Source organism: Campylobacter concisus (assembly GCF_902460715.1).
Lineage (GTDB): Bacteria > Campylobacterota > Campylobacteria > Campylobacterales > Campylobacteraceae > Campylobacter_A > Campylobacter_A concisus_AK.
This window is the reverse complement of record NZ_CABPUX010000001.1, coordinates 593,352-613,330: the sequence shown is the minus strand read 5'-3', so window position 1 is coordinate 613,330 and position 19,979 is coordinate 593,352. Positions and strand designations below refer to the sequence as shown.

The window sequence follows — 19,979 nt, the reverse complement described above, 5'->3', positions numbered from 1 at the left end:
AAAACCAAGCGAGGCAGGTAAGGCAGGGATGAAAATTTTAGTCGTCGAGGACGAAATGGACCTAAATAGCGTCATCACAAGGCACCTAAAGAAAAACGGATATAGCGTCGATAGCGCGTTTAACGGCGAGGAAGCGATGGACTTTACCGCCGTCGCGCACTACGATCTTATCGTGCTTGATCTGATGATGCCGGTGATGGACGGACTTACATTTTTGCAAAGATCGCGCGCCGCAAAGCTAGCGACCCCTGTGCTGATACTAACGGCAAAGGACGATGTGGATGACGTTGTAAAGGGGCTTGACGCGGGTGCGGATGACTACTTGGTCAAGCCATTTGACTTTAAGGAGCTGCTAGCTAGGGTGCGTACGCTCATACGCCGAAACAGTGGTAACGTGGTTAATGAAATTTACGCAGGCGAGCTAAAGATCGACCTTTCTAAAAAGTCAGTCGAATTTAGCGGCGAGCGGGTAGAGCTCACCGGCAAAGAGTATGAAATTTTAGAGTTTTTGATGCTAAACAAGGGCAGAATTTTAACTCGCGACCAGATCAAAGAGCACGTCTGGGACTTTGACTACACGGGCGGCTCAAACGTCATCGACGTGCTTATAAAAAACATAAGAAAAAAGCTTGGCGAGTGCGAGGCGATCCAGACTAAAAGAGGGCTTGGCTATGTTGTTAAGGATTAAACAAGCGCTTGCAAACATCCCGATAACCGCGCGCGTAACGCTTTGGTACTCGTTTTTTATCATCGTTATCGTGGCGGCTCTCATTGTCATCTCGGCGGTCGTGGCGGATGAGGTTTTTGAGGACGTGAGCCAAAAAAAGCTAGCCAAATCAGTCACCAAAATAGCCAACAATATGGATGAGTTTGAGCCATACGATGATGGGATATTTTTTATAAAATATAACGCAAAAGGCGATGTAGTCGGTGGTCTAGCACCAAAACACTTTCAAATTTCACTTAAAATGAACAGCGGTGCGGTGCAGCTTTATGAAGAAAGCGAAAACCGCTTTTACTACTACGATATCGCAGCTAAAGGCAAAGAAGTCTGGGTCAGAGGCGTGATAAATGCGGAGAAATTTTTCAAAAAAGAAGGGCTATTTTTACTAGCACTTGGCGTTTTTGTGCCGGTTTTGTTTCTCTTTGTGCTTTACGGTGGCTATAAAACGATAAAAAACGCGATGAAACCAGTCGCCACGATGTCAAAAACTGCGCTTGAGATAGGTAGCAGCCGGGACTTTTCAAAGCGCATAGACCTACCTGCTGGCAAAGACGAGCTACACGCGCTTGCAAGCGTTTTTAATCAGATGCTTGACTCCCTTGAAAAGGTCTATCAAAACGAAAAACAGCTCACCTCAGACGTCTCGCACGAGCTACGAACGCCGCTATCTGTCATCATGGCTGAGAGCGACTATGCTGCGAGCTATGCGCAAAATTTAGGCGAGGCCAAGGAATCGCTGGAGGTCATCTCTAGGCAGTCAAGAAAGATAACCTCGCTGATAGATCAAATTTTGGAGCTCTCAAGGCTAGAAGCTGGCAGAAATTTGGAGCTAAAGCGCATAAATTTAAGCACTATCTTGCAAAATTTAGCTACCGACTATGAAAAGCTAGCAAGTGCAAAGGGGCTAAAATTTAGCTGCGTGGTAGCACCAGATGCCGTAATCCTCGGCGATGAGCTGATGATATCAAGGCTGGTGGATAACTTTTTAAGCAACGCTCTTAAATTTGCAATGGCTAAGATCGAGCTAAATTTAAGCGTGTCGAAAACGCACGCACTTTTGTCTGTAAAAGACGATGGCTTAGGCATCTCAAAAAAAGATAGCGAGCTAATCTGGAATAAATTTTACCAAGTTGAAAGCTCAAGAAACAAAAGCCAAAACAGAGGTAGCGGCCTTGGTCTTGCTATCGCTGCAAATATCGCTAAAATTCATGGCGCAAAGCTTGGCGTAAAAAGCGAAGCAGGAGCTGGAAGCGAATTTTTGGCTGAATTTGAACTTGTAAATTCAAAAGAAGCATAAATTTAAGCAGTTTGCTAGACAAAATTTACGCAAGAGTAAAACAAATATAAGAGCGAATTTAAATTTCACACAAAACGGCATCTATTCACAAGCACAAAACTATCAAGGCTATAAGATAGATGAATATTGAGCAAAGTATTAAGATGTCTGATTTAAAGCCAATTTAAAGAGTTTAAAAAGAGTTTATAAAAGATGTTTTGCAAAGTAATGTAAAGAAATTTTCGCCACCTTGCTTTAGAGCAAAACTCACTTTAATTACGAATTAACCGCACTTTTCTATGTCTTTTTATAACTTTGATATCTAACAAATTTTACAAAATTTAGCCAAGAGCCATGAGCTGCAAGGCACGCATGCTGTAAGCCACGAACCACGCGAGCAAAAAACAAAAAACAAAATGCAAAAAGACACTAAATTTAGTGTCTTTTATCGTTATCTTTCACCAAGCTTCCCGCACGCATCAGCGCGGCACCTACTGCAGTGCGTCATCTGGTCTATATCGCTAGCTATCGATCTTCGTATGCGGTGGATCTCATCGGTTGAAGGGGATTTTAAATTTTCAAAAGGGGTGTCATGCACCGGTATCATCGCCATGCAGTTCATTATGTCAGCTCCCCACTGCTTTGCCTTTGACGAGATGCTTTGGACGTGGTCCATATTGACCCCGGGGATGACTACGGTGTTTATCTTTACTAGCATGCCAGCCTCTTTTAGCTTGCGGATGCCCTCGTCCTGGCGCGCTAGCAGTATCCTAGCAGCCTCTTCGCCGTAGTAGTTTTTATCCTCATACCTCACCCACGAATAGACCTTCGAGCCAACATCTGGCGTCACGGCATTAACAGTCACTGTCACGTGGCTCACGCCAAGACGCACGATCTCATCAATGTGCTCAGGCAGCGCTAAGCCATTAGTCGAGAGGCAGAGCAGGGCATTTGGGAAGTGGGACTTACACTTTTTAAAGGTCGCTAGCGTCTTGTCAGCGTCGCACATCGGATCGCCAGGTCCAGCGATGCCGATGACTGAGATGTCTTGTCTAAATTTAAAGAGCTTTTCTAGAAATTTCACCGATTCATCTGGCGTTTGCACCTTTGCCGTTACGCCAGGGCGATTTTCATTAGCGCAGTCATATATGCGGTTGCAGAAGTTGCACTGGATGTTGCAGTGAGGTGCTACTGGCAGATGCACGCGTCCGTAGCTAGCGGAGGCCTTTTTGTTAAAGCATGGGTGGTTATCTAGATCAGCTTTGGTGCGAAAGATCATTAGCTCTTTTCCTTCCAAATTTAATGGCATTTGCATGGCAGACATTTAGGCAGTCTCCGCAGTTTGTGCAGTTTATCTCATCAGGTCTTGTCCCCATTTCGCACTTACGCAAGCATGCGTCGCAGTCATCACAAGCACTTGTTTTATAGACGCGAAAGATCGAAAATTTACGCAAAATTTCAAGCACGCCACCTGATGGGCAGACAAAACGGCACCAAAGGTTGGCTATGATTAGCGAGGCTAGCATGACTGAGATGATGATCGCCGTGCGTGTGACCCACTCCCATTCGCCAAAGCGAAGTGACAAAGTAACGGCAGTTAGGTACTCATCGCTCGTTCTTATAGGTATCATCATGCGTGGATTGCCCCAGACGAAATAGACCCAAAGGCTGATTGCTATGGCAATTAGCATGCCTATTTGAGCGAATATTAGCTTTTTGCTGCGAATTTTTAGCTTGAAAAAGGCAAATTTACCAAGCATTTGATTGACAAAGCCAGCTGGACAGACCCAACCGCAAAATGCCCTGCCAAAGAGGATGACTAGCGCTGGGATAAATAGCCAAAATCCAAAAAACAGCGACGTGATCCGCCCCCAACAGGTGATGATAGGGCAGTTTTGGCAATTTACAAAAGGCACTACAAAAGGGCATCTAAAAATGCCGTAATACGCCCATTGTCCGATGCCTGCTATAAAGATGAGCTGTACTAGGCGTCTTATCTTTGTTGTGGGAGAGTTTTTGCTTTTCTTTTTTAAATTTACATTGCCGCATGCACTACTATTAGAGCATGCGCTATTACAGCTACTACACATCTTTTACACCAAACCTTTCTATAAGCTCTAGCCCACGCGCTGAATAAATGGAGGTAAAGCCATGTTTTTCAAAAATTTCTTGACCCTCAGTGCCGCAAACAAAGTCTGCAAAGTCATTTGCTAGCCTTTCATCTTTTACATATTTCATTATATTTAGCGTAAAAGTGAGTGGTCCAGGCGGGATGAGCTTTTCATCGATGGGCATACACTCGATCTTGTCTTTAAACCTATCGTGCGTTGTTAGGCGCTTTTCGATGATCGAAGCATCGCCCTTGCCATCAACTAGCTCGCACATCATATTTATGACGCATGATCCATTTGCGACCATGTTTTTCATCACCGCATCAGTTAGGTTTGAGTTTTTTAAGATCCCTTTGACTGGGCCACTGCCAGGGGGTGATGATCTAAGAGGCAGCATCACTCTAACACCTGGTTCTGCAAGGTCCTTTAAGTCGCGAATGCCTGCTGGATTGCCTTTTGGCACGACTAGGACGTAGTCAGTAAAGCATAGTGGTCTAAAGTGGAGGCTAAGACCAGCTTTGCGAAGTTTTTTAGAAAGCTCTAAAACCCTTGCTCCAAAGAGCTCGGTCGTGCTTTGAAGTGCTAAAAGCGACTTGCCAAGAGCGCCAGCAAAAGCGCCAGTGTATTGGATGTTGTGTCCTGTTCTTGACTCGTAAATGGCATTTAGCTCGTTAAAAGCTTCAGATAGGCCTCCACACGACCAAACCTGAAGCGAGTCAGACTTAAATGGCGTAAAGCCAGCCAGCATCGTTTGCGGCGTGGCAATAGCCGCTGTGGCTAAAGCACCTTTTAAAAAGCCACGGCGTGATATACCGGTTTGTTTTAATTCCACGAAATCTCCTTTTGGGATTTAAGAAATGTAAATTTGATATTTTCGGCACGCGAAACTTGTGAAATTTGACTTTTGAAATTTGCAAAAATGGTAGTTGAAGGTAAATTTATGCAAATGTAAATCGCAACTGCGACCAAATTTGGTGTAATTATAACCAAAAGTAAGTTTAAAAAGCGAGATAATTTTAATAAGATAAAAATTTATATTGTAAATTTAATGTCTAAAAAATGATTAAAATTTTAGCCGACAATTTGATGTATTATTTTAGAAATAATATAAAAAATATATTGCTATTTTTACTTTTTTTGTTATACTTCACTCATAAAATCATTAGTATTATTTTTAAAATAATACAGAAAGGGGCATCTTAAAATGATAAAAATAGGCGACGTATCTGAGATAAAAACTGGTCTAGTTTTAATCCGCAAAAAAGCAGATAAAAACGTAGATGAGAAATTTCTCTATAAAGTAGTCTCGCTAAAGTCCTTTAACGAAAGTGCACTCTTTGATGACACATTTGCCGATGAGTTCATATCAAGCGAAAAAATAAGCGATGAGTATAAAGTGAGCCGTGGCGATATTTTACTGCGGCTTAGAGAGCCAAATTTTGCCGTTTATATAGACAAGGATTATGATGATCTTATCTATACATCTTTGATGGTTCGCATAAGGGTTAAAAGTGCTAAATTTGATCCGCATTTTGTGGCTCATTATCTAAACAGCAGCGCCGTTAAAAGAGCCCTTGCGCCAGATGTTTCAGGCACTACAATAGCGATGATAGGCGTTGCAAGTATAAATAATCTAAAAATACCGCTTGTAAATTTGCAAACTCAAGACAAGATAGTAAAATACCTAAATTTAGCTCGCCAAGAGAGCGAAATTTTACAAAATTTAGCAGCCCAAAAGCAAAGATACCACAAAAGCATATTTGAAAATTTAATAAAAGAGGAGAACTAGGATGCAAAAGACCACACAAGATACCATAAATAACGTAGTTTGGAAGGCTTGCGACACATTTCGCGGCACAATGGACGGAAGCGACTATAAAGACTATGTTTTAACGATGCTTTTCGTCAAGTACCTATCTGATTTTTATAAAGAAAAGCTTGAGTTGCTAAGAGCTGAATACGGCGAGAAGAGCGAGAGGATCGAAGCAAAGCTAAAGAAAGAGAAATTTAAGCTTGATGAGAGTTGCACATTTGAGTATCTTTTAGCGCACAAAGAGGCTGCAAATTTAGGCGAGATAATGAACAAAACGCTAGAAAAGATCGAAGAGGACAACAAAGATAAGCTCGAAGGCATCTTTAGAAGCATCGACTTTAATAACAAAAACAAGCTTGGTGACACAAAAGAGAGAAACGCTATCTTGAAAAATTTACTTGAGGACTTTAGCGACGCTAGGCTAGATCTTCGCCCCTCTATGCTTGAAGGCAACGACATAATAGGCGATGCATACGAGTATCTTATAGCTCATTTTGCAAGTGACGCTGGCAAAAAAGGCGGAGAGTTTTACACACCAAGCGAGGTTTCGACGCTTCTTGCAAAGCTGGTTGAGCCAAAAGATGGCGATATGATCTACGATCCTACTTGCGGCTCTGGCTCGCTTCTTATCAAGGCTTCAAAAGAGGTCGGCAGCAAAAATTTCCGCCTTTACGGACAGGAGAAAAACGGACAAACTCACGCACTTTGCAAGATGAATATGTTTTTGCATGAGATAAATGACGCCGTGATCGAGTGGGGCGACACGATCAGAAACCCGCTTCATCTACAAGACAATCTTATAAAGACATTTGATATAGTCGTGGCAAATCCACCCTTTAGCCTAGATAAATGGGGCGCTGACTTTGCTGGGAACGATCCTTTTATGAGATTTGCTAACTACGCTTTGCCGCCAAAGAGCAAGGGCGACTACGCATTTGTCGTGCACATGATAAAAAGTCTAAACAATAACGGCAAAATGGGCGTCGTGCTTCCGCATGGAGTGCTATTTCGCGGGGCAAATGAGGGCAAGATCCGCCAAAAACTAATCGAAGAAAATTTACTAGACGCCGTCATCGGACTACCGGCAAATTTATTTTATGGCACGAGCATCCCTGCTTGCATACTCGTTTTTAAGAAAAACCGTGCAAACGAAGATGTGCTATTTATCGACGCTAGCAAAGAATTTGAAAAAGGCAAAAACCAAAACTCGCTAACCGAGCAAAATATCAAAAAGATAGTCGCTACCTACAAAAACAAAAGCGTGATAGAAAAATACTCCCACCTAGCAAGCCTTAGCGAGATAAAAGAGAACGACTACAACCTAAACATCCCTCGCTACGTCGATACCTTTGAAGAAGAAGAGCCTGTAGATATCGAGGCTACAAAGGCTGAGATTTCACACTTAGAAGCCGAGCTAAAAAGCGTTCAAAGCAAGATGAGCGAGTATCTTGCGGAGCTTGGGCTATGAGCGAATTTAAAAATTTACCAAGCGGATGGAGTAAATACGAACTAGGCGAAATTTGTAAAATATCATCGTCCAAATTTGATCCAACCAAAAATAGCGAAGTCAAAAAGTGTATTGAGCTTGAGCATTTATCTCAAAAAACAGGTCAAATTTTAGGTTTTATAAGTTCTAGCGAGCAAAAAAGCATAAAAAACGAATTTAAAACAGGTCAAATTTTATACGGGAAACTTCGTCCGTATTTACAAAAATTTTGTCAAGCTAAATTTGATGGAGTTTGTTCGTCTGAAATTTGGGTATTACAAGGCAAAAAAGTCACTAACGACTTTTTATTTTATTTGGTTCAGTCGGATAAATTTAATCAAATCGCAAATAAAACATCTGGGACAAAAATGCCGCGTGCAGACTGGGAATATATGTCTGAAATGCCATTTTTTATACCGCTTGAACCTGAGCAAAAAAAGATAGCGGAAATTTTATCTACTTGGGATGAGGCTATAAATTTGACTATAAATTTGATAGAAAGCAAAAAGCAGTTTAAAAAAGCTCTTATGCAAAATTTACTCACAGCCAAAATTAACTGGCATACTACAACACTTAGTAATGTAGGCGAGATTATAACAGTTAGTACGCCTAGCACAACAAATGAAAAATTTTGGAATGGTGAAGTTGCTTGGATAACGCCAACTGATATTGGCGATAAAAAAGATATTTTTATCGGAGAGCGAAGTATTACACAAGATGGATTAAAGGCTATTAGAGAGTTACCCGCAAATTCTTTGCTTGTAACTTGCATAGCGAGCATTGGTAAAAATGCTGTTTTAAAGGTAAAAGGTTCGTGTAATCAGCAAATAAATGCATTAATTCCAAATCAAAATTTTAATGTTGATTTTTTGTATTATCTTTTGGAATTTGAAAAAGAAAAACTTAAAAAATTAGCTGGAATTACGGCTACTTTAATAATATCAAAGGCATTGTTTTCAAAATTTAAAATTTCTTTTCCAGACATTACTGAACAACAAAAAATCGCAGAGGTTTTAATGGCTTGCGATGATGAGATAAATTTACTAAATTTAAAGCTAGAAAATTTGAAAAAACAAAAACAAGGCTTGATGCAAAAACTACTAAAAGGAGAAATGAGAACATGTTATGTGAAAAAAGCAATGTAATAATGGCAATCGCATATGATTTTGACGGAACACTAGCAAGAGGCAATATACAAGAAAATTCTTTTATACCAACAACACTATATATAAAAAAAGAAGATTTTTGGAACAACGTAAAGGAACTATCTGAAGAAAACAATATGGATGAGATATTGTCATACATGTATTTGATTGTGAAGAAAGCAGATGGTGCTGGTGCAAAAATTACAAGAGAGGAGCTTAGCAAACACGGTAAAACTGTTAAATACTTTAACGGTGTGGAAGAGTTTTTTGAAAGGATTAATGATTATGCTGCACAAAAGGGGGATATCGATTGAGCATTATATAGTATCATCAGGCACCAAAGAAATGATCGATGGAACGACTATAGCGAATAAATTTAAAAATATTTATGCGTCATCATTTATGTATGATGAATACGGCAAACCGACTTGGCCAGCTTTGGCAATTAACTATACGACAAAAACTCAATATTTATACAGGATAAGCAAAGGAATTCTTAACGCTTGGGACAATAAACTAATTAATAAATATATACCAGAGAATGAAAGACGTATTTTATTTGAGAATATGATATATATAGGTGATGGAGAAACCGATGTTCCAGCTATGAAGTTACTAAAAACTAATGGTGGAACTTCAATTGCTGTTTATGATGAAAATAAAGAGACTGCCAAAACTCTTTTGGAGCAAAATAGAGTTAATTATATCGCTAAAGCTGACTATACTGACGGATCGGAGATAGATGCTATTATAAAATCTACGATAGATAGAATTAGTTTAAACTTAACAAATGGAAAATTGCAAATATATAATAAGCAAAATACTGCAGAAATAAACATACAAAAATCCAATAATCAAGTAAGAGATAAACAATATTATTTAAGTGTTCTTAAAACGGAAGGATTTAAATTAGAAGATACTAACAAGGCGAATAAAATATATTTAAAAAAATATTCATGGGATGACCACGGATATCAAACCTCGTTTTATATATGGGATAATGGAAATTATATTGGGACAGCTAAGATAGCGAAACTAAGTCAAAATAAAAAAGAGCATACTGCAGATTTACTGGAGAAGAATTTTGATAAGTTAGATGATGATTTTTTCTCTGTTATACGCTTTAAAAAAGATGAGATAGATGAAGAGACTAAAGAGGCATTGAGGTTTTTATTGAATGATATTAGTAATACTAATAAATACGATAATAATGAAATTGTAAAAAAATCTTTAAAGAGAAGTTAGCCAAATAAGGATACCAAATGACACCAGATACTTCAGAATATAAGATCCAGCAAAATAGCATAAATTTACTTCAAAGCTTAGGCTATAAATTTATAAGCAGAGAGGAAAATTTAAAGCTTCGTGGTGGTAAAACTAGCGAGGTTTTGTTTAGGGAAATTTTAACCCAAAAGCTTGGTGAGATAAACGGCTACGAGTATAAGGGCAAGAGGTATAAATTTAGCCAAAGTAACGTTTTAAAAGCGGTCGATGAGCTAGCTGGGGTATCTTTAAACGAAGGGCTAATGGTCGCAAACGAAAGGATCACAAATTTACTCTTACTTGGCACCAGTTTGGAGGAAAATTTAGAAGGTGGGACAAAAAGGAGCTTCTCTTTTAAATTTATAGACTTTGAAAATTTACAAAACAACGACTTTTACGTGACTGAAGAATTTGAAGTAAGCAGAGTAAGCCAGAGTGACGCACAAAAGCACAGAAGGCCTGATCTTGTGCTTTTTATAAACGGCATACCAATAGTCGTGATCGAGCTTAAAAAATCAAGCGTGAGCTTTGAAAACGGCATAAAACAGCTTGAAAAAGAGCAGGGCAAAGATGAGATAGCGCATCTTTTTAAATACATCCAGCTAACCATCGCAGCAAATGGAAGCGGGGCAAGATATGGCACTACTGGAACGCCGTTTAAATTTTATAGCGTGTGGAAAGAGCAGGACGGCGTAAATGAGAACCTAGAAAGCGCTATAAAAGATAGAAAGATAAGCACGCTTGATACTACGCTCTTTGCGCTACTATCTAAAGATAGGCTGCTAAGGCTAGTTAGGCACTATATACTGTTTGATCAAAAGATGAAAAAGGTTTGCCGCTATCAGCAGTTTTTTGCTATCGAAGAGACGCTAAAGAGAGTATCGATGGTAAAAGACGGAGCAAGAGCAGGCGGACTCATCTGGCATACGCAAGGAAGCGGTAAATCGCTCACGATGGTAATGCTAACGAAGCTTTTAAAGCAAATTTATCCAAACTCAAAGATCATCGTCGTAACCGATAGGATAGACCTAGATGAGCAGATACACGAAACGTTTAAAAACACGGACGTAAAAGCAGGACGAGCAAGTAGCGGAAGCGATCTGATAGAAAAGCTACAAAGTGGCGTTAGCGTGATAACTACGCTCGTGCATAAATTTGAAAAGGTGAAAAACCAAAAGGTAGTGATAAGAGATGGCGATATATTTGTGCTAGTGGATGAGAGCCACCGCACGCAAGGCGGCGATCTTCATAAGGCTATGAAAAAGGCGTTGCCTCTTGCTTGTTATATAGGATTTACGGGCACTCCACTTTTAAAGCGCGAGAAAAACAGCTTTGCGAAATTTGGCGGAGAAATACATAGATATACGATAGATGATGCGGTAAAAGACGGAGCTGTCTTGCCGCTACTTTATGAAGGGCGATATGTGGGTCAAGAGGTGCTAGACCCTGAGGGGCTAACTAGGAAATTTGACCTCATATCAAGAGAGCTTGGCGATGAAGCAAAAAGGGACTTGCAGCAAAAGTGGGCGAGGTTTGAGCGTGTAGCATCAAGCGAGCAAAGGCTAGAGCTAATAGCTGTGGATATAAATGAGCACATTAAAAAGACTTTGAAAGAAAGTGGCTTTAAAGCGATGCTGGCAACGCAAAGAAAATATGACGCTATAAAATATCATGAGATATTTGAAGAATTTGGAGAGATAAAAAGTGCCTATGTGATATCAAGTAATGAGCACGAGGAGCTTGAGGGCGGGCATAAAGAGTATGTCGCAAAGGCGTGGCAAGATACTATAAGGGGCTACGGCAGCGAGAAAGAGTATCTAAAACATGTGAAGGATGAATTTATTTACGGCGACGAGATAGACCTGCTTATCGTCGTGGATAAACTTTTAACTGGATTTGACGCGCCAAGAGCAAGCACGCTTTATATAGATAAACAGCTAAAAGAGCATAATTTGCTCCAAGCTATAGCTAGAGTAAATAGGCTTTATGACGGAAAAGATTATGGCTACATTATTGATTATAGAGGGCTTTTGGGCGAGCTTGATCAGGCGCTTACTAGCTATGCGTCGCTAAGCGGCTTTGATCCAGAAGATATAACTGGAGCTGTGATAGACGTAAGAAGCGAGATCATAAAGGCTAAGACTTACTATACTCATCTGGATGATCTTTTTAGCAGTGTGAAATTTAAAGATGATCTGGAGAGCTACGTGGCGGTTTTAGAGGACGTGCAAAAACGAGACGACTTTAAAGAGTGGCTATCACAGTTTGCTAGGGCGTTTAAACTAGCGCTTTCAAGCGAGAAAATTTCTGATATCTTAAGCGAAGAGGAGATCAAAGCTTATAAGCAAAGGGTTAAATTTTATAACGAGCTAAGAAAGGCGGTGCAACTAAGGTATCACGAGGCTTGCGACTTTGGAAAATATGAAGCGCAGATGCAAAAGCTGCTCGATACTTACGTAAATGCACAAGGGGTCAATGAGCTTACGAAGCTCGTAAATATCTTTGAGACAGAATTTGACGATGAGGTGCAAAGAGTTGAGGGCAAAAACGCAAAGGCTGATACTATCATCAGCGCCGTAAGCGCGGTGGTAAAAGAGAAAATGGACTCAAATCCAGCGTTTTATAAATCAATAGCGCAGCAGATACAAGACATCATCGACGAGTATAAAGCAAAAAGGCTAAGTGAGGAAGAAAAACTTGCCAAAGTAAAACAGCTAAAAGACCTCATAACTGGCGCTTTAAAACCAAATGAAGATAGATATCCAAAAGAATTTAACGGCAAGGAAATTTTGTTTGCCATTTATGATAATTTGCTTGATATTTTAGGCGATGTGGGGCTTATGGATGTTGAGACGGTCGCTAAAAATTTGAGCTTGAAATTTTATGAAATTTATGAAAAAGCCTCTAAAAAACCAGAATGGCACAAAAATAAAGATGTAGAAAACGAGATAACAAGCCAGATGGAGGATGCTCTTTGGGATGTCGAGGACGAATACGGCGTTTCTATTGATGAGAAGGAGAAAATTTACCAAACTATCCGAGGCATAGGGATAAGTTTTTATGCTTGAAGGCGTAAAAATCGTCCGAAAAGACGTAAAAAATATCACTTTAAAAGTTAGACCAAATGGCGAAGCTATCCTAACCGCGCCAAAAACGGCAAGCGATGAGCATATAAAATTTATCATAGAAAAAAGAGCCAAGTGGATAGCGCAAAAGCGCGCGTTTTTTGCTTCGTTTAAGACGCCGAAAAAAGAGTATGTAAGCGGCGAGGATTTTAAGTATCTTGGGCGAAGTTATAGGCTTAAAGTCGTGCAGTCTAAAGAGGAGCGCGTAAAGCTTCAAAGGGGATACCTGGAACTATTTGTTAAAGATAAAAGCGACCTAAAGCGAAAAGAAAATTTAGTTTATGAGTGGTATCATGAAAAGGCGATGCTATATTTTTTTAACATCTTGCAAGAGTTTAATAAGATAGTAAAACAAGATATCAAAAATGTAAAAATAAGGCAGATGAAAACAAGATGGGGGAGCTGCAATTCATATAAATCATATATAAATTTAAACATAGAGCTTATCAAAAAGCCAAAGGCGTGTATCGAGTATGTGGTATTTCATGAGCTAGTTCACTTACTGTATCCAAACCACTCAAAGAAATTTTATGATTATCTAAGCATTTACATGCCTGATTGGCAAAAGCGCAAGGAAATTTTAGAGAGAACTTAAAAATTTGGCTTATATTTTGGAATATTTAAAATTTTTACATTTTTCAATTTTGAAAAATATTTTAAAATTTAAAGAAAAAATGGTGAAATCTTGATCTTATGATGTTGGTGAAGTAGGTGGTGGGTTCACCAGGACTCGAACCTGGGACCATCCGGTTATGAGCCGGATGCTCTAACCAACTGAGCTATGAACCCACAGTTGAAAGAAAATCGTATTATACAAGAAAAAGCTTATCTAAATATAAAAATAGCCTTTTTAATATGGTGTATAAAACGAACAAAATTTAAAAAAGAAAAAGCCCTAAAATAGGGCTTATAAATTATTTATAATTTTTTATCGCAGTGTCTAAAATCTCTTTTGCAGCGTTTGCATCTTTAAATTCTTTTACTTTGACCCATTTGTTTGGCTCGAGAATTTTATAAGTTTCAAAGAAATTTTTGATCTTATTTAGTGTCGCAGTTGGCAAGTCTTCGTAGCTTTTTATCGCCTCGTATCTTGGATCGATCTTTGTAACTGGCACAGCCAAAAGCTTCTCATCCATACCTGCTTCATCCTCCATTACTAAAACGCCTATCAAACGGCAAGGGATGACGCTACCAGCTTGGAGTGGATACTCGTTTAGCACCAAAATATCAGCCGGATCGCCGTCGGCTGCAAGTGTGTTTGGCACAAAGCCGTAGTTTGCTGGGTAGAACATCGCTGAGTAAAGCACGCGATCAACTACGACTGCACCGCTATCTTTGTCGATCTCGTATTTGATATTTGAGCCATAAGGTATTTCGATTACGGCATTGATTTTATCTGGGTTTGAGCCAAATTTGATCTTTGAAACGTCCATATATTCGTCCTTTGTGTTAGAAATTTTCGTGATTTTAGTATTTTTTGCATTAAATACTCGTAAATTTAACTACCTTACAACCTCTACGCCATCTATGTCGATCTTCGTTTTTGTAAGGTCTTTATCCACTTCGCCTCTTATTCTTAAAAGTGTATCTTCGTTAGCTGTTACATTGCCCCACTTGTTATTGTCAATCTCAACAACGATAGTATCGCCATTTTTATCGGCAAATTCATATTTGTCTGATTTGATGTGTGACTTTATCTTGCCCTCAAGCATGACTTTTGCGTCATCATTTAGTTTTAAAGCCTCTTTTACGCTTATAACATTTTCGCTTTTATGATTTGAGACAAAGCCTCCAGCCATTGCGATGCTAGCAGCCAGTGAAGCGATGAAGATTTTTTTCATTTTTATCCTTTTGGGTTGATTGTTAAATTTAAAGGATATTACATTTTTGGTGTTAATAAATGGTAAGTTTTAAAACCTTGCACCTTTTTGATGCAAGGTCTGTAAATTATATAAGTTTAGCTAGTAAATTTTTGATGTCAGCTACGATCTCGTCTATGCCGCGCTCGCCATTTACTACGTGAAGCAGCTCTTTTTCGCTGTAAAATTTGCGGATAGGTTTGATCGGATCAAGATAGACTTTCATGCGGTTGTTAAAGACTTCGTTATTATCGTCAGCGCCTCTTGCACGGCCAAGCACTCTAGCCCTTGCCACGTCCTCGCTAACATCCACTTCGATGACGCCTTTTAGAGAAATTTCATCTTGCTCGCTTAAGACTTTGTCAAGCTCAGTCATTTGCTCAACGCTTCTTGGATAGCCGTCGATTATGATGTTTGATTTATTCGAGCTTTTGATAGCTGAGACGATCGCATTTACAACAACGTCAAGTGGGACTAAATTTCCTTTTGAGATAAATCCGTCTATTAGTTTGCCAAGCTCGCTACCGCTAGCTACTTCAGCTCTTAAAAGATCGCCAGTTGAAAAGTGTGCAAATTTCTCATCATGCTGTGCGATGAGTGATGCGTCTGTTGTTTTGCCGCTGCCCGGAGCGCCTATGATTAAAAATAAATTCTTCATTTTTTCCCTTTTATTGCCTTTGTCTTTTGAGCGCTTTTTGCGGAGCTAGTAAAATTTAGCTTGATGAACTAAGTGTTCTATCTGCGCAAAATTTTACGTCGCAACCACAAAAATCATCTTAAACTACTTAGGCAAGTTTTGATTTAATTAGCCGCCAAGTCGGAGGCATCTTTTTTATAAATTTAAATTTTAGGATGGGAATTTGTCTAAGAAAAATATCTAAAGACAAAATTCCATCTCTTTTTAAAGGCAAATTTTAAGCCTTTTGCTCTTTTTCTCTTATCCTTAGTCCTAGCTCCCTAAGTTGTTCGTTGCTAGCGTAGCTTGGTGCCTTTGTGAGTGGGCACTGAGCGCGCTGCGTTTTAGGGAAGGCTATGACGTCGCGGATCGAGCTTGCTTTATTTACAAGCATATTTAATCTGTCAAAGCCGATCGCGATACCACCATGTGGAGGCGCACCAAATGTCAAGGCATCAAGCAAGAAGCCAAATTTCTCACGCTGCTCGGCTTCATCTATGCCAAGAAGCTTAAAGACTTTTTGTTGGATGTCGTTTTTGTGAATTCTTATGCTTCCGCCGCCAAGCTCAAAGCCGTTTAGCACGACGTCGTGAGCGATAGAGAGGATATCTTCAAGATCAGGCTCGTCTATATTTTTTGGCATAGTAAATGGATGGTGCATCGCAGAGTAGCTGCCATCGTCATTTTGCTCAAACATTGGGAAGTCAAGCACCCATAAAAACTCAAGCTTATTTTGATCGATGATGCCCATTTGCTCAGCTAGGAAAATTCTAAATCGTCCCATATAATCAAGCACGATTTTTTTCTTGCCAGCACCAAAGAATACGACGTCGCCAACTTTTAGCTCACATCTTGAGACTATCTCGTCAAGATCGCTTTGCTCAAAAAATTTGCAAAGCGGGCCTTTTAAACCATCTTCTTTCATCTGGAAGTAGCCAAGGCCTTGAGCACCAAATTTACGTACAAATTCCTCAAATCTATTCATCTCGCGCTTACTAAAGATGTTGTCGCCATTTGGCACTTTTAGCGCTTTTATGCGGTTTTTCTTCTTATCTTTTGCGATCCCGCTAAAAATTTCATTGCTTGAGCGCTCGAAAATATCGATCACGTCGATCATTTTTAGATCATATCTAAGATCGGGCTTGTCTGAGCCGTAAGTCTCGGTCGCCTCTTTATAGCTCATGCGTCTAAATGGCGTTTTGATGTCGTGTCCGCAGGCTTTAAAGATATCTTTTAGCATCGTTTCAGCCATATTTATGATATCTTCTTGCTCGACAAAGCTCATTTCGATATCTATTTGAGTAAATTCTGGTTGGCGATCAGCCCTTAAGTCCTCGTCGCGGAAGCATTTTGCTATCTGAAAATACTTATCAAAGCCAGAACACATTAAAAGCTGTTTAAATAGCTGTGGGCTTTGCGGGAGCGCGTAAAATTGGCCTGGATACACGCGGCTTGGCACTAGGTAGTCTCTCGCACCTTCTGGAGTTGCGCGTGTTAAAACTGGAGTTTCAAACTCGATAAAGCCCATTTTATCTAGGCTGTTTCTAGCTGCGATCGCTGCGCGAGAACGCATTTTAAAGATATTTTGCAAACGCTCGCTTCTAAGGTCTAAAAAGCGGTATTTTAGCCTGATGTCCTCATTTACGCTCTCATCGCCTATCATAAATGGTAGTGGCTCGCTTGGATTTTCGATGATGAGCTCGCTTACTATCACCTCTATCTCGCCAGTTTTTAACTTTGGATTGGTTAGTCCTTCGCCCCTAGCTCTTACTTTTCCTTTTGCTTTTAAGACATATTCATCTCTTACTTTTGCAGCCACGTCGTGTGCTTCTTTGCTGTCAGCAGGGTCACAAACTAATTGTATAAGCCCGCTAACGTCTCTTAAGTCGATGAAAACAACGCCGCCGTGGTCTCTATATGTGTTTGCCCAGCCACAAAGTATTACTTCTTTGCCGATATCAGCTTTGCTAAGATCGGTGCAATAATGACTTCGCATAAAATGCTCCTTTGCAATGTTTTTTAGGCAATTATAATCGCTTTTTTCTTTTGAAAAGCTTTGTTAAAATAAAATATGTTACAATCATTTCTATGAAAAATGAACAAAAATTTAATACCACAGACGCCAAAAAAGTGGGACTTATCGCGAAAGATTATCCATTATTTAAGCAGGATTTAGCAAAGCTAGAAAAAATTTTAAAAAAGTATAACGCAGAAATTTTGCTTGAAAAAAGCTGTGCAAAGCAGGTAGAAAAAAGTGGCTTTGAGCTGATAAAACTAGCCAAAGAGTGCGAATTTCTTATTACGCTTGGTGGCGATGGCACGATCATTTCAACTTGCAGAAAGCTAGCTCACATCTCGCCGCTAATCCTAGGCATACACGCTGGTAGGCTAGGCTTTTTAACGGATATCACGATAAATGAGAGTGAGAAGTTTTTTAAAGACTTTTTTGATGATAAATTTGAGGTAGAAACGCCTTTTATGCTTGATGTGACGCTTCATAAAAATGATGGCAAAACTGAGCAAAAGATAGCATTTAACGACGCGGTCATCGTTAGTAAAAATGGCGGCTCGATGACGCATATCGAGGCACTTTTAAATGAAAAGTATTTTAACTCATATTTTGGAGACGGTGTCATAGTGGCGACACCTGCTGGTACCACGGCATATAATATGAGCGCAAATGGCCCGATTATATATCCGCTAAGCGAGGTCTTTGCGCTAACTCCCATCTGCTCGCACTCGCTCACGCAGCGTCCAGTCGTGCTTACCAAAAATCACACGGTTAAATTTAGAACAAATAGCGACGCCATTTTAGTTATAGACGGCCAAGACCGCTTTGATATGAGTAAAATTTCAGCCGTCAGCATGAGTCTGAGCGACAAAAAAGCTAGGCTAATACGCCACATCGGCAGGGATTATTTTCAAATTTTAAAAGAGAAACTTCACTGGGGTTATAATGATTGATCGAATTTTGATTAAGGATTATCTAAATTTTAAAAATGTCGAGCTAAATTTCAAAGAGGGTCTTAGCGTATTTACGGGTGTTAGCGGCGCTGGTAAGTCGGTGCTGATGAGCGCTATAATGGCTGTTTTTGGGCTAAAAGATAGCGAAGCAAGGCTAATAGAAGCTGACGTAGAACACAAATTTGAGCTTGATGAGTTTGGCATAGAAAACGAAGAGGTCAATATTTTCAAGCTTTTAAAAGATAAGAGCACGAGGTATTTTATAAACCAACAAGCCATCTCAAAGAGAAATTTAGCCCAAGTGGCGCGCGAGCACATCAAATATCTCTCGGCAAAAGAGGCAAATGAATTTGAAAATGAGAAATTTCTAAATTTGCTTGATAGGCTAGAAATTTCAAAAAATGAGAAATTTAAAGAGATAAAGCAGGAATTTGAAGAGGCGTTTTTAGAATTTTCTAAAATTTCAAAAGAGCTAGCCATTATAAAAGAGGAAGAGAAAAAGGTCGAGGAGCTAAAGGAGCTTGCCAGCTTTGAGATCGAGAAGATAAGAAGCGTTGGGCCTAAAAAAGGCGAGTTTGAAGAGCTTATGGAGACTAAAAAAAGGCTTAGTAAAAAAGATAAGATAAATGAGGCGTGGGCTAGAGCTGAGCGGATATTTGAGCTAGAGCACAGCGTAAATGAGGCGCTAAGCATCAGCGACCTTGATAATGGCTTTTTTGAAGATGCGATGAATGAACTAAGGGTCGCAAGAGATAGCCTAAATATGGAGGAGCTTGACGATATCGACGTGGAGAGCGTGCTTGATAGGATAGAAGCTCTTAATGCCATCATTAGGCGCTATGGCAGCGAGGAGGAGGCGCTAGAGGCGCTTGATAAAAAGGAAAAAGAACTTGCTAGATATGAAAATTTAAGCTTTGAAAAGAGTGAGCTAGAGAAGAAATTTGAAATTTTAAGCAAAAAGGCAAATGAGCTAGCCAGCACTTTAAGCAAGGCAAGGAGCGTAAATTTAAAAGAGCTTGAAGCGATGATAAATTTATACCTAAAAGAGCTTTATATGCCAGATATCACGCTAAGGATCGGGGGCAAAAAGCTTGATATCTTGGGTCTTGATGAAATTTTTCTAAATTTAAACGAGACCTCGCTTAAAAATTTAAGCTCAGGCGAGCTAAACCGCCTAAGGCTAGCCTTTATAGCTGCCTCTAGTGAGATCACAAAAACGGGCGGTGATGTCATCATTTTAGACGAAATAGATGCAAATTTAAGCGGAAAAGAGGCGATGAGCATCGCAAATGTCTTGCTTAAGCTTGCAAATTTTTATCAAATTTTTGCCATTTCTCACCAGCCACAGCTTAGCTCAAAGGCAAATTCGCACTTTTTAGTAGAGCGCGACGGTGAGAGCTCAGTCGTAAGAGAGCTTGACAAAGAGGAGCGTGTAAATGAGCTTGCACGTATGATAAGTGGCGAGCATATCAGCGAAGAGGCGATAAATTTTGCAAAAGGACTTTTAAAATAGCTTGAAATTTAAGTTTTAAATTTA

Annotated in this window: 18 protein-coding genes and 1 tRNA gene; 11 read left to right on the top strand and 8 right to left on the bottom strand. The window is 39.7% G+C overall.

Features of this window, described 5'->3' with window-relative positions; all coding sequences use genetic code 11:
* The first annotated feature begins 28 nt into the window (after positions 1-28).
* Together F3G91_RS03070 and F3G91_RS03065 are read left to right on the top strand one after the other, a co-directional pair.
* Positions 29-688 carry a response regulator transcription factor gene (locus F3G91_RS03070; protein WP_149700650.1) on the top strand — a complete coding sequence of 220 codons (660 nt, stop codon included), beginning with the start codon at positions 29-31 and terminating at the stop codon, positions 686-688.
* Positions 672-2,021, top strand: a complete 1,350-nt coding sequence (locus F3G91_RS03065) for a HAMP domain-containing sensor histidine kinase (RefSeq protein WP_149700649.1) — start codon at positions 672-674, stop codon at positions 2,019-2,021. Before F3G91_RS03070 ends, F3G91_RS03065 begins: the two co-directional genes overlap by 17 nt.
* Before the next feature lie 430 nt (positions 2,022-2,451).
* On the opposite strand, the gene nifB is transcribed toward F3G91_RS03065, so the two are convergent.
* Genes nifB through F3G91_RS03050 form a run of 3 tightly spaced genes read right to left on the bottom strand, consistent with a single transcriptional unit; the run spans position 2,452 to position 4,943 of the window.
* On the bottom strand, positions 2,452-3,279 hold the full coding sequence (gene nifB / locus F3G91_RS03060; protein ID WP_149700648.1) for a nitrogenase cofactor biosynthesis protein NifB: 828 nt from the start codon (positions 3,277-3,279) through the stop codon (positions 2,452-2,454).
* The gene (locus F3G91_RS03055) at positions 3,257-4,090 is read right to left on the bottom strand and encodes a 4Fe-4S binding protein (RefSeq protein ID WP_149700647.1); all 834 of its coding nucleotides are present in this window, start codon (positions 4,088-4,090) and stop codon (positions 3,257-3,259) included. Before F3G91_RS03055 ends, nifB begins: the two co-directional genes overlap by 23 nt.
* Positions 4,083-4,943, bottom strand: a complete 861-nt coding sequence (locus tag F3G91_RS03050) for a substrate-binding domain-containing protein (protein WP_149700646.1) — start codon at positions 4,941-4,943, stop codon at positions 4,083-4,085. Before F3G91_RS03050 ends, F3G91_RS03055 begins: the two co-directional genes overlap by 8 nt.
* Before the next feature lie 372 nt (positions 4,944-5,315).
* On the opposite strand from F3G91_RS03050, the gene F3G91_RS03045 reads away from it, so the two are divergent.
* From F3G91_RS03045 to F3G91_RS03020, 7 genes are read left to right on the top strand one after another with little or no spacing between them, the layout of a single operon-like run.
* Positions 5,316-5,900 (top strand): restriction endonuclease subunit S, encoded by a 585-nt coding sequence (locus F3G91_RS03045; RefSeq protein WP_149700645.1) that lies wholly within the window; start codon positions 5,316-5,318, stop codon positions 5,898-5,900.
* A gap of 1 nt (position 5,901) precedes the next feature.
* Positions 5,902-7,392, top strand: a complete 1,491-nt coding sequence (locus tag F3G91_RS03040) for a type I restriction-modification system subunit M (protein ID WP_149700644.1) — start codon at positions 5,902-5,904, stop codon at positions 7,390-7,392.
* Entirely contained in the window at positions 7,389-8,555 is a 1,167-nt protein-coding gene (locus F3G91_RS03035; RefSeq protein ID WP_149700643.1) for a restriction endonuclease subunit S, read from the top strand. Before F3G91_RS03040 ends, F3G91_RS03035 begins: the two co-directional genes overlap by 4 nt.
* Positions 8,531-8,869 (top strand): hypothetical protein, encoded by a 339-nt coding sequence (locus tag F3G91_RS10405; RefSeq protein ID WP_223227803.1) that lies wholly within the window; start codon positions 8,531-8,533, stop codon positions 8,867-8,869. Before F3G91_RS03035 ends, F3G91_RS10405 begins: the two co-directional genes overlap by 25 nt.
* Positions 8,823-9,800 carry an HAD family hydrolase gene (locus F3G91_RS10400; RefSeq protein WP_223227802.1) on the top strand — a complete coding sequence of 326 codons (978 nt, stop codon included), beginning with the start codon at positions 8,823-8,825 and terminating at the stop codon, positions 9,798-9,800. The genes F3G91_RS10405 and F3G91_RS10400 overlap by 47 nt, the downstream gene beginning before the upstream one ends.
* Before the next feature lie 17 nt (positions 9,801-9,817).
* Positions 9,818-12,886, top strand: coding sequence for a type I restriction endonuclease subunit R (locus tag F3G91_RS03025; protein WP_149700642.1), 3,069 nt, complete (start codon positions 9,818-9,820; stop codon positions 12,884-12,886).
* Positions 12,879-13,538, top strand: coding sequence for a M48 family metallopeptidase (locus F3G91_RS03020; protein ID WP_149700641.1), 660 nt, complete (start codon positions 12,879-12,881; stop codon positions 13,536-13,538). Before F3G91_RS03025 ends, F3G91_RS03020 begins: the two co-directional genes overlap by 8 nt.
* A 117-nt stretch (positions 13,539-13,655) precedes the next feature.
* Here F3G91_RS03020 and F3G91_RS03015 read toward each other — a convergent pair.
* From F3G91_RS03015 to aspS, 5 genes are all read right to left on the bottom strand, one after another.
* A tRNA-Ile gene (locus tag F3G91_RS03015) sits at positions 13,656-13,732 on the bottom strand.
* A 125-nt stretch (positions 13,733-13,857) separates the two neighbouring features.
* Entirely contained in the window at positions 13,858-14,376 is a 519-nt protein-coding gene (gene ppa, locus F3G91_RS03010; protein WP_012140089.1) for an inorganic diphosphatase, read from the bottom strand.
* Between the two features lie 69 nt (positions 14,377-14,445).
* Complete coding sequence (locus F3G91_RS03005; protein ID WP_012140088.1) at positions 14,446-14,784, bottom strand: NirD/YgiW/YdeI family stress tolerance protein; 339 nt, start codon at positions 14,782-14,784, stop codon at positions 14,446-14,448.
* 106 nt (positions 14,785-14,890) lie between these two features.
* Positions 14,891-15,460: an adenylate kinase gene (locus F3G91_RS03000; RefSeq protein WP_012140087.1), complete on the bottom strand. Its 570-nt coding sequence runs from the start codon at positions 15,458-15,460 to the stop codon at positions 14,891-14,893.
* 256 nt (positions 15,461-15,716) lie between these two features.
* Positions 15,717-17,474 carry an aspartate--tRNA ligase gene (gene aspS / locus F3G91_RS02995; protein WP_149700640.1) on the bottom strand — a complete coding sequence of 586 codons (1,758 nt, stop codon included), beginning with the start codon at positions 17,472-17,474 and terminating at the stop codon, positions 15,717-15,719.
* Between the two features lie 92 nt (positions 17,475-17,566).
* On the opposite strand from aspS, the gene F3G91_RS02990 reads away from it, so the two are divergent.
* Both F3G91_RS02990 and F3G91_RS02985 read left to right on the top strand, forming a co-directional pair.
* A complete protein-coding gene (locus F3G91_RS02990; protein WP_149700639.1) occupies positions 17,567-18,442 on the top strand; it encodes an NAD(+) kinase in 876 nt (291 codons plus the stop codon).
* Entirely contained in the window at positions 18,435-19,955 is a 1,521-nt protein-coding gene (locus tag F3G91_RS02985) for an AAA family ATPase (RefSeq protein WP_188116789.1), read from the top strand. Before F3G91_RS02990 ends, F3G91_RS02985 begins: the two co-directional genes overlap by 8 nt.
* The last annotated feature ends 24 nt before the right edge of the window (positions 19,956-19,979 follow it).

What these genes read in the sequence shown, in the direction of transcription:
- F3G91_RS03070 (WP_149700650.1), top strand. Translation starts at nt 29, where the DNA reads ATGAAAATTTTAGTCGTCGAGGACGAAATGGACCTAAATAGCGTCATC.
- F3G91_RS03065 (WP_149700649.1), top strand. Translation starts at nt 672, where the DNA reads ATGTTGTTAAGGATTAAACAAGCGCTTGCAAACATCCCGATAACCGCG.
- nifB (WP_149700648.1), bottom strand. Translation starts at nt 3,279, where the DNA reads ATGATCTTTCGCACCAAAGCTGATCTAGATAACCACCCATGCTTTAAC.
- F3G91_RS03055 (WP_149700647.1), bottom strand. Translation starts at nt 4,090, where the DNA reads ATGTGTAGTAGCTGTAATAGCGCATGCTCTAATAGTAGTGCATGCGGC.
- F3G91_RS03045 (WP_149700645.1), top strand. Translation starts at nt 5,316, where the DNA reads ATGATAAAAATAGGCGACGTATCTGAGATAAAAACTGGTCTAGTTTTA.
- F3G91_RS03040 (WP_149700644.1), top strand. Translation starts at nt 5,902, where the DNA reads ATGCAAAAGACCACACAAGATACCATAAATAACGTAGTTTGGAAGGCT.
- F3G91_RS03035 (WP_149700643.1), top strand. Translation starts at nt 7,389, where the DNA reads ATGAGCGAATTTAAAAATTTACCAAGCGGATGGAGTAAATACGAACTA.
- F3G91_RS10405 (WP_223227803.1), top strand. Translation starts at nt 8,531, where the DNA reads ATGTTATGTGAAAAAAGCAATGTAATAATGGCAATCGCATATGATTTT.
- F3G91_RS03025 (WP_149700642.1), top strand. Translation starts at nt 9,818, where the DNA reads ATGACACCAGATACTTCAGAATATAAGATCCAGCAAAATAGCATAAAT.
- F3G91_RS03020 (WP_149700641.1), top strand. Translation starts at nt 12,879, where the DNA reads ATGCTTGAAGGCGTAAAAATCGTCCGAAAAGACGTAAAAAATATCACT.
- ppa (WP_012140089.1), bottom strand. Translation starts at nt 14,376, where the DNA reads ATGGACGTTTCAAAGATCAAATTTGGCTCAAACCCAGATAAAATCAAT.
- F3G91_RS03005 (WP_012140088.1), bottom strand. Translation starts at nt 14,784, where the DNA reads ATGAAAAAAATCTTCATCGCTTCACTGGCTGCTAGCATCGCAATGGCT.
- F3G91_RS03000 (WP_012140087.1), bottom strand. Translation starts at nt 15,460, where the DNA reads ATGAAGAATTTATTTTTAATCATAGGCGCTCCGGGCAGCGGCAAAACA.
- aspS (WP_149700640.1), bottom strand. Translation starts at nt 17,474, where the DNA reads ATGCGAAGTCATTATTGCACCGATCTTAGCAAAGCTGATATCGGCAAA.
- F3G91_RS02990 (WP_149700639.1), top strand. Translation starts at nt 17,567, where the DNA reads ATGAAAAATGAACAAAAATTTAATACCACAGACGCCAAAAAAGTGGGA.
- F3G91_RS02985 (WP_188116789.1), top strand. Translation starts at nt 18,435, where the DNA reads ATGATTGATCGAATTTTGATTAAGGATTATCTAAATTTTAAAAATGTC.